This is a genomic window from Acidimicrobiia bacterium (assembly GCA_016650365.1).
GTDB lineage: Bacteria > Actinomycetota > Acidimicrobiia > Spongiisociales > JAENVV01 > JAENVV01.
In genome coordinates this window covers 1-11,995 of sequence record JAENVV010000265.1, presented here as the reverse complement: position 1 = coordinate 11,995, position 11,995 = coordinate 1, and the positions used below count along the sequence as shown (strand labels likewise).

The 11,995-nt window shown below is 59.0% G+C and carries 13 protein-coding genes and 1 tRNA gene; 13 read left to right on the top strand and 1 reads right to left on the bottom strand.

Features of this window, described 5'->3' with window-relative positions:
- Window position 1: 1 nt before the first annotated feature.
- A tRNA-Pro gene (locus JJE47_15160) sits at window positions 2-75 on the bottom strand.
- A 237-nt stretch (window positions 76-312) separates the two neighbouring features.
- Here JJE47_15160 and JJE47_15155 point away from each other — a divergent pair.
- From JJE47_15155 to JJE47_15095, 13 genes are all read left to right on the top strand, one after another.
- On the top strand, window positions 313-2,310 hold the full coding sequence (locus tag JJE47_15155) for an ABC transporter substrate-binding protein (GenBank protein MBK5268758.1): 1,998 nt from the start codon (window positions 313-315) through the stop codon (window positions 2,308-2,310).
- A gap of 110 nt (window positions 2,311-2,420) precedes the next feature.
- On the top strand, window positions 2,421-3,629 hold the full coding sequence (locus JJE47_15150; GenBank protein MBK5268757.1) for an ABC transporter permease: 1,209 nt from the start codon (window positions 2,421-2,423) through the stop codon (window positions 3,627-3,629).
- Between the two features lie 5 nt (window positions 3,630-3,634).
- Window positions 3,635-4,735: an ABC transporter permease gene (locus JJE47_15145; GenBank protein MBK5268756.1), complete on the top strand. Its 1,101-nt coding sequence runs from the start codon at window positions 3,635-3,637 to the stop codon at window positions 4,733-4,735.
- 71 nt (window positions 4,736-4,806) lie between these two features.
- On the top strand, window positions 4,807-5,769 hold the full coding sequence (locus tag JJE47_15140) for an ABC transporter ATP-binding protein (GenBank protein ID MBK5268755.1): 963 nt from the start codon (window positions 4,807-4,809) through the stop codon (window positions 5,767-5,769).
- Window positions 5,766-6,791, top strand: coding sequence for an ABC transporter ATP-binding protein (locus tag JJE47_15135; protein ID MBK5268754.1), 1,026 nt, complete (start codon window positions 5,766-5,768; stop codon window positions 6,789-6,791). The genes JJE47_15140 and JJE47_15135 overlap by 4 nt, the downstream gene beginning before the upstream one ends.
- Window positions 6,769-7,401, top strand: a complete 633-nt coding sequence (locus JJE47_15130; GenBank protein MBK5268753.1) for a CDP-alcohol phosphatidyltransferase family protein — start codon at window positions 6,769-6,771, stop codon at window positions 7,399-7,401. Before JJE47_15135 ends, JJE47_15130 begins: the two co-directional genes overlap by 23 nt.
- Window positions 7,388-7,774, top strand: coding sequence for a glycine cleavage system protein GcvH (gene gcvH, locus JJE47_15125; protein ID MBK5268752.1), 387 nt, complete (start codon window positions 7,388-7,390; stop codon window positions 7,772-7,774). Before JJE47_15130 ends, gcvH begins: the two co-directional genes overlap by 14 nt.
- A gap of 18 nt (window positions 7,775-7,792) precedes the next feature.
- Window positions 7,793-8,251, top strand: a complete 459-nt coding sequence (locus JJE47_15120) for an FHA domain-containing protein (protein ID MBK5268751.1) — start codon at window positions 7,793-7,795, stop codon at window positions 8,249-8,251.
- The gene (locus JJE47_15115; GenBank protein MBK5268750.1) at window positions 8,244-8,918 is read left to right on the top strand and encodes a MerR family DNA-binding transcriptional regulator; all 675 of its coding nucleotides are present in this window, start codon (window positions 8,244-8,246) and stop codon (window positions 8,916-8,918) included. Before JJE47_15120 ends, JJE47_15115 begins: the two co-directional genes overlap by 8 nt.
- The gene (locus tag JJE47_15110; protein MBK5268749.1) at window positions 8,915-10,051 is read left to right on the top strand and encodes a D-alanyl-D-alanine carboxypeptidase; all 1,137 of its coding nucleotides are present in this window, start codon (window positions 8,915-8,917) and stop codon (window positions 10,049-10,051) included. The genes JJE47_15115 and JJE47_15110 overlap by 4 nt, the downstream gene beginning before the upstream one ends.
- Window positions 10,048-10,623 carry a hypoxanthine phosphoribosyltransferase gene (gene hpt / locus JJE47_15105; protein ID MBK5268748.1) on the top strand — a complete coding sequence of 192 codons (576 nt, stop codon included), beginning with the start codon at window positions 10,048-10,050 and terminating at the stop codon, window positions 10,621-10,623. The genes JJE47_15110 and hpt overlap by 4 nt, the downstream gene beginning before the upstream one ends.
- Window positions 10,624-10,635: 12 nt before the next feature.
- Window positions 10,636-11,139 carry a bifunctional nuclease family protein gene (locus JJE47_15100; GenBank protein ID MBK5268747.1) on the top strand — a complete coding sequence of 168 codons (504 nt, stop codon included), beginning with the start codon at window positions 10,636-10,638 and terminating at the stop codon, window positions 11,137-11,139.
- Window positions 11,136-11,995, top strand: an 860-nt coding sequence (locus JJE47_15095; protein ID MBK5268746.1) for an NAD-binding protein, incomplete at its 3' end; no start/stop codon positions are given. The genes JJE47_15100 and JJE47_15095, both read left to right, overlap by 4 nt.

The window sequence follows — 11,995 nt, the reverse complement described above, 5'->3', positions numbered from 1 at the left end:
GTCGGGCTGGCGGGATTTGAACCCGCGACCTCTTGTCCCCCAGACAAGCGCGCTACCAAGCTGCGCCACAGCCCGTTTCCGTCAGACTAGCGGGGCGGACCTGGCCCCGATCCGAACGAACCGTGGTGACCTCGGTTGCAGAATCCGGGCGGAAACCTGTAATCTGCATCTGCTCACGCATAGCGTGTGTGCGTACCTTCCCCATTCGGGCTGGCGAGCGGCTGTGGGCTGCTCGCCGAACCGCGTGAGAGAGGCAGGCGTTTTCTGCTCTGGCAGAACGCGTGCGCAAGATTGACCGAAATATTGGAGGACATGACGGTGAGAGCCTCATCGAAGTTTCCATGGCGGTTCGTAGCACTCCTGGCAGTATTTGCCATGATTGCCGCGGCCTGCGGTGGCACAACGAGTGACACAACGGCAGCGCCTGGCGATGACGTTACAGACACGACAACTGGAACAGATACAACTGACACGACCATGACGGACGATACGACTCCGCCATCGGCCGAAGGGTTCGAGTACAAGATCGCGGTGATTGAAGACTTCACCACGGACAACTACTGGACCTACCTTGACACTGACAACTCGGTGTACAACGGATACTTGCTCGGTGGACAGGCTGCTGCCGTCTACACCCAGGTGGCTCCCAGCTTCACGCTGGCGCCAGCCATGGCTGTTGACGCAGTGCCGCCGATCGGCGCAGCTGATGGTGACAACTGGGTCATCTCGGTTTCGTTGCGTGAAGGTTTGACATGGTCCGATGGCGAAGCCATCGACGCCAATGACGTCGCTTTCACCTTCAACACCGTTAAAGACCTTGGCCTTGGTGGTAACTGGCTGGGTTCGATTCCTCTGGCAACAGATGATGATCCGGCAACCGCTGACGTCGACGAGTCGGCTGTTGGCCTGCTTTCGGTTGAAGCCACCGATGACTACACGGTCGTCTACACCTTCAATGGTGCTCCTGGCCTGCCGCTCTGGCAGTACGGTGCCGCTCAGTTCCCGGTCATGCCAGAGCACTTCTGGGGTCCGATCGTCGCCTCTTCGGCTGACGCAGAGACCTTTGAAGCCTCCTCCGGTGCCGGCGCTCCCTCCGCTGGTGGGTTCACCTTCACGAGCCGTGAAGAAGGGGCCTTTGCTCGTTTGAGCGCAGCCCCGTATTACGACACCGGTGCGAAAACCGTGGTCTACGAGAACGGTGCTGTCGAGTACACCAGCCCGGCTGGGGTAACCGAGTCGTACGGTGGCACGCCCGAAGGAGAAGTTATCTCCGAGGATGTTGTCGGTCCGTATGCGAGCGAAGTTGTGTTCACCGTGACCGGTGGACAGGACCAGGCCGTGTTGGCGCTTACCGAAGGCGAAGTTGACTTCTGGTTGACACCCCTCGGTGTACAGCGCGGGTTCCTGGATCGCATTCTTGCCGAGTCTGACCTTGAGGTCATCACGAACCCGAACTCGGGCTTCCGTTACCTCTCGTTCAATACTCGCAACTTCCCGATGTCTGACACCGGTTTCCGTCAGGCAATTGCTTGCATGATCGACAAGGAGTTCATGGCGAACAACGTCCTTCAGGGCGTCGCCATTTCCCTTGACACGACCGTGCCTCCTGCCAACTCTTACTGGCATAACGCCGACATTAAGGCGATTTGTGCCGGACTGAGCCAGGAAGAGCGCGTCGCCCAGGCCGTCCAGATCCTCAAGGATGCTGGTTGGACGTGGGACGTCGAGCCTGCATGGGATGCCGACAACTTGGACGTCATCCCGAAGGGTGAAGGCCTCAAGCTAAACGGCGAAGCCATTGGCGATCTGACCGTGTTGGCTCCTGGACCTGGGTACGACCCGCTCCGTGCGACCTACTCGCTGTTCATTGAAGACTGGGCTCAGGACCTCGGTATTCCGTTGTCCGCCGAGCCGACTGGCTTCAACGTCATCGTCGAGAAGACGTTCGGTCCTACCGACTGGGATATGTATATCCTCGGTTGGGGTACCGGCGTCTTCCCGGACTATGTCGTCGACTTCTTCGAGTCGTCACAGGATTCGGCTGAAGGTGGCTTCAACACGCCAGGCTTCAAGAATGCCGAATTCGACGCTCTGGCAGCCGAGTTCAAGCAAGCTACCGAACTGGCCGATGCTCAGCAACTGATCTTCCAGATGGAAGAAATCATCGCGACAGAAGTGCCATACGTGGTGCTCTTCACGACTCCAGTTCTTGAGGCCTATCGCAACAACCTCTCCTTCCCGTTCACAGCGGGTCTGGGTGGTATCCAGCAATGGAACGGTTCGCAAGCCTCAGTCCGGTCTTCGCAGTAACACACTGCTTAGGTAACGATTGAGAAACCGGGGAGGGCCTAGGCCCTCCCCGGTTTCTGTTAAGGCGTGATGCCAATGACCGTATTCGCGTGTACGTCGCAGCGTGATAGGTGAGCGGGTATCATGCCAACGCCTTTACGAAAGGATCTCCGTTGGGCCGATACGTGATCAAGCGATTCGTGCAAATGGTTGTGCTGTTCCTGGTCTTCTTTGCCTTGTCGTGGATCGCCCTTCAGGCGATCCCTGGGAACAGCATTGAGCAGCAGCTTCGCTTGAATCCCAACTTGCCGCCGGAGGCCATCACGCAGGCGTTGGCCCGTCGTGGCCTCGACAAACCTCCTCTTGAGCAGTTTTGGATTTATACAAAAAACTTCTTCACCGGTGATCTTGGCGTTAGCTGGTCGCGCTACCCGCAGCCGGTGAGCAAGCTTATCGCCGAGAGATTACCGCGGACGGTGATGCTGTTCTCGGTCGCATTGTTGTTTCAGTATCTGATCGGTTTCCAGGCAGGCAAGTATCTCGCCTGGCGTCGGAACAAGCGAGGTGAGATAGCGATCACCATTGCCGGAGTCTCCCTGTTCACGGTCTTCTATCCGTGGTTCGGCCTCATGATGATCCTCCTGTTTGCGGTCAAGCTCGGATGGGTTCCGACCAACGGCTTCATCGTCGAGGCGACCTGGCGGGATGCTCCGGTTTCGGCCAATCACGTAATGGTCGTCATGTTCTTCTCGTTGCTGGCGGTGACCGCCTTCATCGGACTCACCTCCTGGGCTTCGAGTCGCCTTGACCGGCCGAATCAACGTCGGTTGGTCAAGATCGGGGCCTGGGTGGTTGGCCTCGGCGGGTTCTGGTTGTTCTGGGCGACCAACAAGTACCTGGTGTACGCCAAAGATGTGGCGATTCATCTCGTCCTGCCGGTAAGTGTCCTCACCATGGTCGGGTTTGCCGGTGTCATGCTCATTACCCGCACCTCGATGTTGGAAACCATGAAGGAAGACTTTGTCACCACGGCGAGAGCCAAAGGCTTGAGTGAGGCGATGGTCCGTGACCGGCACGCCGCCCGCACCGCTCTCCTGCCGGTCTCGACCTCGCTCGTCCTGGCGGTCGCTACGGTCATCGACGGGGGGATCATCACCGAGTCGGTTTTCGGTTGGCCAGGCATGGGTCAGCTACTTTTGGCGTCTGTGGTTTCCGAAGACATACCGGTTGCGCTGGCCGCTTTCTCCTTCACGGGCATCCTGGCCCTGCTGGGCCACTTTGCAGCCGACATCCTGTACGGGGTGCTTGATCCCCGTATCCGAGTCACGAGTCAGGGGTAATCCGGATGGATACGAAACAGGTACCTGAGTCTCTTCAAAGGATCGAAGTCCAGATCCCTGACCGCCCGCTGTGGCGGATCAGGGCAGGCCTTATGTGGGAGAGCTTCAAATCAAACTGGAAGCTCTTCAAGCGAAACGGGGTCGGCCTCGTCGGCCTCGTGATCATTATCTTGTTTGCGATCCTTGGTCTTGCCCAGCCAATCCTGTTCGCCACCGGCGTGTGGGATGCCAAAGTCTATGACGTTCGTACCGGCAACGACACGCGGGTACGGATCGCCGAGCTGACGGTGGTCGCCAATGTCGACGAAGTGGTCGATCCCACCTCACAGATCGATCGGCGCCGTTTGATTGCTGAGGGCCAAAACGTACAGGTTGGTGACGTAATCCAGCGGGAACTCACACACCCCTGGCCACCCGATCGCAATCACCTGCTCGGTACGGACCCGAATGGCTCTGACATCTTGTCGCAGCTGATGTACGGTGCCAGGGCGGCGTTCGGGCTGGGATTGCTGGCAGCCTTTGTAACGGTGTTCATCGCCACCACGGTCGGATCGGTATCCGCCTATTTTGGCGGGTGGGTGGATTCCTTCTTCATGCGCTTTGCCGATCTGCTGCTCATGCTGCCGATTTTGGCGGTTTTGATCGTCGCAAGCAGCTTCGGCCGGTTCAAGCTCTGGCATCTCGCCATATTCCTTGGCCTATTGGGTGGGTTTGGAGGCACGGCCATCGTGCTCAAATCCCAGGCACTATCTGTCAAGGTGAAACCCTTCATTGATGCGGCCAGGGTGGCCGGTGGTAACAACTGGCGGATCGTGACAGCTCACTTGATCCCCAACGTGATGCCGCTGTCGTTTCTGTATGTGATGTTTTCCGTGACCGGAGCCATCTCTTCAGAGGCGGTCCTGTCGTTTCTCGGACTTCTCAACATCCAGATGAGTTGGGGGCTCATGATCAATAAGACCCAGTCGGCCGGATACTTGCTCAACCCGGCAACGTGGTGGCTCATAGTTCCTGCTGGACTGGCGGTCACCTTGCTGGCGGGAGCGTTCTATCTCGCCGGTCGGGGTATGGATGAAATCATCAATCCGCGCCTGCGGAATCGCTAGGAAGGGTTGACGTGACCGTATCCAAAGAAGTACCGAGCGACGCCCCGATCCTTGACGTGCGTAATGTCGTCATGCACTACCGCACCGAAAAGGGTGATGTTTCCGCGATCGAGAACGTTTCGTTCTCACTCAAATCAGGAGAATCGTTCGGGCTGGTTGGCGAGTCTGGATGCGGGAAGACGTCAATGGCCATGGCACTCTTGCAACTGCAGGCCGAGAACGCCACCTTCAAAGGAGGCGAGATCGTTCTCAATGGCGAGGATATGTTGAAGATGACTCCGGCCGAGGTCAGATCGCACCGTTGGTCTGACATTTCGATGGTGTTCCAAGGTGCGATGAACGCCTGGAACCCGGTGCACCGCGTGGGTGCACAGATCAAAGAAGCGATGGATCTGCATATCCGGCCCCAGCTTTCGCACACCGAGAGTCGGGAGCGAATTGCGTCTCTGTTCGAAATGGTCGGTCTTGATCCCCAGATGATGGACCGCTATCCGCACGAGTTCTCCGGGGGGATGCGCCAGCGAGCCATTATCGCCATGGCGCTCTCCTGTGATCCGCAGATCATCATTGCCGACGAACCGACCACCGCGCTTGACGTTATCGTCCAGGACCAGATTCTTACCGAGCTAAAGAAGATTCAGCACGATCTCGGGATGAGCATCATCTATATCTCGCATGACATTGCCGTCATTGCGGAGGTCACCGACCGGATGGGCGTCATGTACGCCGGCAAGATGGTTGAGACCGGTCCGACCATCGATGTATTCCACAATCCCAAGCATCCGTACGCATTCTTGTTGCTGTCTTCAACCCCTTCCATCACCGGGCCTCGTCGCAAGCTTGCTCCTCTCGAAGGCGAGCCGCCGAATCTGCTCGATCCTCCGCCGGGATGCAGGTTTCATCCGCGCTGTCCGTTCGTGACTGACCAGTGCCGCACCGAGGAGCCGCCGCTCGCTGAGATTGGCGGAGGGCACCGGGTGGCCTGTTGGAACTGGGAATCCGTACCACCGTTGAGTGAAGGGCTGCGAAAATGACCGACGTGCAAGCACCAGCTTCGACCCGGCCGCTCGTCAAGGTCGAGGGTCTCCAGAAGCTGTTCCCGATCGGCTCGAGCCGTTTTCGTGCACCGGAGGCTTATGTCCATGCGGTTGACGGCATCAACTTTGAGATCGCCCCGGGGGAGTCCCTCGGGTTGGTCGGGGAGTCAGGCTGCGGCAAGTCGACGACCGGCCGCATGTTGGTCCGGCTTATGGAACCCACTGCCGGCTCGATCTTGCTGCAAGACGGCGACGAGATGCTCGACATCGCAGCCATCGACAAGCGTGACATGTTGCGTTTCCGGCGACGGGTTCAGATGATATTCCAGGACCCCTTCGAGTCGCTGAACCCCCGCCGAACCGTGTACGACACCGTAGCTGAGCCACTGACTGTCCAACGGGTTGGGAGCGTTCTGGAACGTGAGGTGCGGGTTGCCAAGCTGCTCGACCTCGTGGGACTGTCCCCAGCCGACACGTTTATGTTCAGGTACCCGCACGAGCTTTCCGGTGGGCAACGCCAGCGGGTCGCCATTGCTCGAGCGTTGGTACTTGACCCGTCGTTCGTCGTGGCGGATGAACCAACATCGATGCTTGACGTTTCGATCCGGATCTCCATCATGGACCTTATGCTGTCCCTCGCTGAAGAGTTCGGTGTGTCCTATCTGTACATCACCCATGACCTGGCGGTGGCCCGATACATGTGTGATCGAATCGCGGTGATGTATCTCGGCAAGATCGTCGAGATCACCGACACCGAAGAGCTGTTGTCGAATCCCTTACACCCGTACACGAAAGCGTTGCTGTCGGCAGTGCCGGTGCCAGATCCCGCCTATAAGCGACCCGACGTTCTCATCAAGGGTGGAATTGCCAAGGCGATCAATCCACCGCCGGTTTGTCGTTTTGTCGACCGCTGCCCGATGGCAACGGATTTCTGTCGCACTCACGACCACCCTGATCTTGAGGACAAGGGAAACCGTCATTTTGTGGCATGCCACCTTGTGGAGTCGTCTGCTGGCTGATCGGCGGGGGGGCGAGGACCGGGTCCTGACATTCCCCAACGTAATCTCCTTTGCCCGCATTCTGGCGGTGCCCTATTTTGTGTGGTTGTTGCTGGGCGCCGACGAACTGATCGCGGCCGGGTTTCTGCTTCTGGCAATCGGCAGCACCGACTGGCTGGACGGTTATCTCGCCAGACGGTTGGGCCAGGTTTCGAAGCTCGGCAAAATGCTCGACCCGATCGCCGACCGACTGGCGATCGTCGCCGCGGTGGTCGCCGGGTGGATCGCCGGTATTCTCCCCGGCTGGTTCGTCGGTGGTCTCCTGGTGAGGGAGAGCATCGTGGCCGTACTTGCCGTCTGGTTGTTGCTGGTTCACCATGACACGATCGATGTTCGGTGGATCGGGAAACTTGCCACGTTCCTGTTGTACGGCTCCATTCCTGCGTACTATGTGGCCGAGGCCGGGTTTCTCGACCAGGTCTTGCAGCCGCTGGCCGGCCTGGCAGGCATCGTCGGGTTAGGTCTTTACTGGGCCGTGGCAGTTTTGTACGGCGCAGATGTGCGCCTCGCTGCCAGAAAATCGTTAAGCTCCCAAGCAACCGAAGAGAAGGACCGCCATGAACATTCCTGAAGATCGTCTGTATACCGCGGCGCACGAGTGGATCGTGCGTGGCGATGATGGTGTACTGACCGTCGGAATCAGTGATTTTGCTCAGGACGCGTTGGGCGACATCGTATATGTTGATCTACCTGACCTTGGTGCGGACGTGACGGCCGGCGAGACCCTCGCCGAGGTCGAATCCACGAAGTCGGTCGGTGAGGTGTACTCACCGGTATCGGGCAAAGTAGTCGCCGTCAACACATCGCTCGACGATCAACCCGAACTCGTGAACAGCGATCCATACGGAGCCGGTTGGATCGTTAAGCTGACTCCTTCCGACGGCGCCGATCTTTCGGTACTCATCGACAGTCAAGCCTACGGCGCTCTGGTAGCGGAGTTATAGATAGCTACCATGAGTCGTATGACGTGTCCCACCTGCCATAACGAGTTGCCCGAGGAATCCTCGGAATGCCCGACGTGCGCCGTCGAGGGAGACGTTGAACCAACCGTCATTTTTGTCCCGGTCACGCCGGGCCAACATCCGGCTCTGTCGGCTGAGGAAGCGGCCCATGTCGATGGCGTACCGGGATATGCGCTCGTCGTTGAACGGGGTCCGCGAGCCGGGTTGACCTATATCCTCAACCAGGGCACGACCACGGTTGGTCGACACCCAAATAGCGACATCTTTCTGGACGACATCACGGTAAGTCGCCATCATTGTCGTTTTATGCTTTCGGAAACTGGACTCATCGTTGAAGACTCTGGTTCCACGAACGGAACCTATGTGCGTGATGTGGGCGTCGAACGTGCTCCGCTCCAGGCGGGGGATGAAGTCATTGTCGGGAAGTTCCATCTGATAGTGGCGCTTGGTGATGCCTGACGCCGGACCGCTATCCATTGGCGAAGTAATCAACCTCCTCAAGGATGATTTCCCGGAGATCTCGGTCTCGAAAGTACGGTTTCTTGAGAATCAGGGGCTGATCGCGCCGACGCGGTCCGCCTCCGGGTACCGCCAGTTCTTTGAGGAAGACCTGGAGCGACTCGGCTTTATCCTCGAGCAGCAGCGAGACCACTTCCTCCCCCTCAAGGTCATCAAATCCCGGTTGGCGGACTGGGAGCACGGGATCACGTCCTGGGACGACGATGAAACCCCGACCGCTGAGTTCTTCAGCGAGGACGAACCGGTGACGGAGGATGAACTCGTAAGAAGATCCGGCCTCTCGAGTGCCGAAGTCGCCGAACTCGAGGGCCACGGCGTTCTGCGACGAACCAAAGGCGGCCTCTTCGGTCCAGATGCTCTGGCGGTGGCGAGACAATCTCGTCTGCTACTGGATCTTGGGTTGGAGTCCCGTCACATACGGACACTGCGGTTGACGGCGGATCGCCAGGCGGACCTGGTGCAACAACTCATCGCTCCGCTCATGCGCACGGCCAGTCCTGAAGCTCACCAGAACGTCGCCGACCGAATGGCGATCCTCGCCAGGGCGTTCGCGACGACGACAATGCATCTTCTGCGCGAGGAACTTGCCACCATCCTTGACCGATGAGTCGGTTGCTTGCCATAGCCGTGGTGCTGGTCTCAGTACTTTTCGCCCCGATCGTCGGAGCGGCGACCGTCGCGCAGATCCCCATTCCCCTCGAAGGATTACCGGTCCCTCAGCCACCCTCGATCTCGGCGGCCACCTGGCTGGTCTACGACGACACGTTCGATCAAATGCTCGCCTCAAAAGACCCCGATGCGCAGCGACCTATGGCGTCGACCACCAAGATGATGACGGCGATTGTGGTGTTTGAGAACGCCGACCTGGCCGATCGGGTCGTGATCTCTGCGCACGCGGCCGGGGCGGGGGAGTCGGAAATCGGATTGTATGCCGGGGAATCGATGACGGTGGGCGACCTCCTGTATGCGTTGTTGTTGCAGTCGGCCAATGACGCGGCTGTGGCGCTCGCAGAGCACGTCGGCGGGTCCGAAGCCGGTTTCGTCCGGATGATGAATGATACGGCAGCTGAGATGGGGCTCGAGAATACCCATTTTGTCAACCCTCATGGTCTTGATTCACCCGGGCACTATTCGTCGGCCCGCGACTTGTTATCGATCGCCCGCTACGGGATGGAGATCCCCGAGTTTGCAACGATGGTGAAAACCACCTCATATGACATGCCCGCCGCGCCGGATGGAACGGCCCGGACCGCCCGCTTGTCGAATGAGCTCGTTCGTACCTATGAGGGGGCGTTCGGCGTCAAAACGGGCTACACCAATGACGCCTGCCTTGCTCTGGTGGCCGGGGCCGATCGCGACGGCCGACGCATCTATGCGGTTGTGATGGGTTCTGAGGACCACTTTGCAGACAGCGCGCAGTTACTCAACTTCGGGTTTGATGCCTTTACGGTGCTATCCGTGTTCGATGTCGCCCAGCAGCTCGGGATTGTGCGGACCGGTGGTGACGTCGAGCCGGCGCTGGCCGAGGACCCGGTCGAGGTGTTCGTGCCTGCTGACAATCGAATCGTCGCCGAACCTCGCTCGGCCGAGGGTGGGGTGGTGGTGGTTGCGACGGTGAACGACGAGGTGGTCGGAACGACCGGCGTACGAACCGAGGATCTGCACGCGCTCCCCGGGTTGCGCGATTCGGTTGCCTGGGCAAGCCGATATTGGAACTGGCTGTGGGGGCTCGACGAATGACCGGATCCGACACTGTTGCCGAGATCGTCTCTCAAGAGACACTTCGTTCCCGTATTGAGGAGCTGGGAGCCCAATTGGCGGCCGATTATGTCGGGAAGGTTCCGGTGCTGGTCGGCATTCTCAACGGATCGATCCCGTTTCTGGCCGATTTGTCCCGGGCCTGTCCCATTGAGCTTGAGGTCGATTTTCTCGGGTTGACCAGGTTTGGCGAGGGCGGTCGGGTCGACATCGCGTTCGATTGCGCCAGTGATCTGACCGACCGACATGTGGTGCTCGTCGAGGACATCGTTGACACGGGCCTTACCCTCAGCAGCTTGCGAGGGATGATCGAGATTCGGAGGCCGGCGTCGCTCGAAACCGTGACGCTCATCGACAAGAGTGCCCGTCGGCTGGTTGACGTTCCGCTGGAGTATCGGGGCTTCGAGGTCGGCGACGAATTCCTCATCGGGTACGGGATGGATTGGGAGAATAGCTACCGGAATCTGCCCAGCTTATGGTCGGTGATGGACTTCGGAGCCTTCGTGTTGGACCCTGGTTGCCTCGGCAGGGCAGCCTTGGCCGGAAGACAGTGATAATCTTGACTCATGAGCGAGCGAGTTCCAGTCGATCTTGTAGGGGTACGGATTCAGCTTCCGTCTAATCAACCGATCGTTCTGCTGAGGGAGCGTTCCGGCACGCGGTACCTACCGATCTGGATTGGGGCCGTCGAGGCTACCGCGATCGCCTATGCGCTCGAAGGTGTTGAATCGCCACGACCGACCACCCATGATCTGCTGAAGATGGTGACGGAAGCCCTCGGATCCCAGGTCGAACGTGTCGTGGTCACCAGCCTTCGCGACAGCGTTTTCTATGCGGACCTTGATCTCGTTCGAGGTCCCGATCACGTTACGTTGTCGGTTCGACCCTCAGATGCTCTCGCCCTGGCTGCTCGAACGGGCTCGCCCATTTTCGCGACGGTCGAAGTGCTCGATGATGCGGGCATTGAGCTCGAAGGGGAGGATGAGGAGCTCACGGAAGACGAAATCGATCGCTTCAGAGAGTTTCTCGACGACATCGATCCGGGTGATTTCGAAGTTCCCACGTCGTGAGACAACGGTTCCGGAGGGCGGCGACCTTCGTGTTCGCCGTCACCGTCATTGGGACGGTCGGCTACCACCTCATCGAAGGAGCCGCGTGGTTCGATTCGTTTTACATGACGGTCGTGACCATCACGACGGTGGGCTTTCTCGAAGTGTTTCCTCTCTCGATGCTCGGGAGGCTGTGGACGGTTGTCCTCATCGTGCTGGGTTTGGGTTCGGTGTTTTACACTGCGAGTGTGGGGCTGGAGCTGATCGTACAGTCAACCTCGATCTCAGGTAGGAGACGCCGATTGCAACGTGACATCGACAGATTATCGAATCACCACATTCTGTGTGGGTTCGGCCGGGTTGGTGAATCCATCTGGCATGACCTGGTGCTTGGCGGTGAGGACGTTGTCGTAGTGGAGAACAACGAGGATCGATTTGCCCTCGCCGAATCGCTCGGGGCTCTCGTAATCCTCGGTGATGCCACCACCAACACGGTTCTTGATCAGGCAGGCATCGAGCGGGCGGCCTCGGTACTGGCGAGCGTCCGCAACGATGCAGACAATCTGGTAATCGCTCTATCGGCTAAAGCGATTCGGCCCGGCGTTCACGTTATTGCCCGAGCCAATGAGGCAGAGTCTGAGGAGAAACTGCAACTGGCCGGCGCCGACCGGGTGGTGGCCCCGAACCGGGTGGGCGCTCGACGCATGGCCGTCATGGCGATGCAGCGTGGTTTCGGTGATGTCATTGAGTTTGTGATGCAGGGGAGTCGCCACTTCGAGCTGCGGGTTGAACGAATTCCGGTGGCGGGCGTTCTGGTCGGCCAGACGTTGAAGACCGCCGCCATCCGTGAACAATTCGGGGCCATGGTGGTCGGCCT

Excerpts from the sequence above, each read along its gene's own strand:
- JJE47_15155 (MBK5268758.1), top strand. The coding sequence starts at position 313 with ATGACGGTGAGAGCCTCATCGAAGTTTCCATGGCGGTTCGTAGCACTC.
- gcvH (MBK5268752.1), top strand. The coding sequence starts at position 7,388 with ATGAACATTCCTGAAGATCGTCTGTATACCGCGGCGCACGAGTGGATC.
- JJE47_15100 (MBK5268747.1), top strand. The coding sequence starts at position 10,636 with ATGAGCGAGCGAGTTCCAGTCGATCTTGTAGGGGTACGGATTCAGCTT.
- JJE47_15135 (MBK5268754.1), top strand. The coding sequence starts at position 5,766 with ATGACCGACGTGCAAGCACCAGCTTCGACCCGGCCGCTCGTCAAGGTC.
- hpt (MBK5268748.1), top strand. The coding sequence starts at position 10,048 with ATGACCGGATCCGACACTGTTGCCGAGATCGTCTCTCAAGAGACACTT.
- JJE47_15140 (MBK5268755.1), top strand. The coding sequence starts at position 4,807 with ATGCACTACCGCACCGAAAAGGGTGATGTTTCCGCGATCGAGAACGTT.
- JJE47_15115 (MBK5268750.1), top strand. The coding sequence starts at position 8,244 with ATGCCTGACGCCGGACCGCTATCCATTGGCGAAGTAATCAACCTCCTC.
- JJE47_15120 (MBK5268751.1), top strand. The coding sequence starts at position 7,793 with ATGACGTGTCCCACCTGCCATAACGAGTTGCCCGAGGAATCCTCGGAA.
- JJE47_15110 (MBK5268749.1), top strand. The coding sequence starts at position 8,915 with ATGAGTCGGTTGCTTGCCATAGCCGTGGTGCTGGTCTCAGTACTTTTC.
- JJE47_15145 (MBK5268756.1), top strand. The coding sequence starts at position 3,635 with ATGGATACGAAACAGGTACCTGAGTCTCTTCAAAGGATCGAAGTCCAG.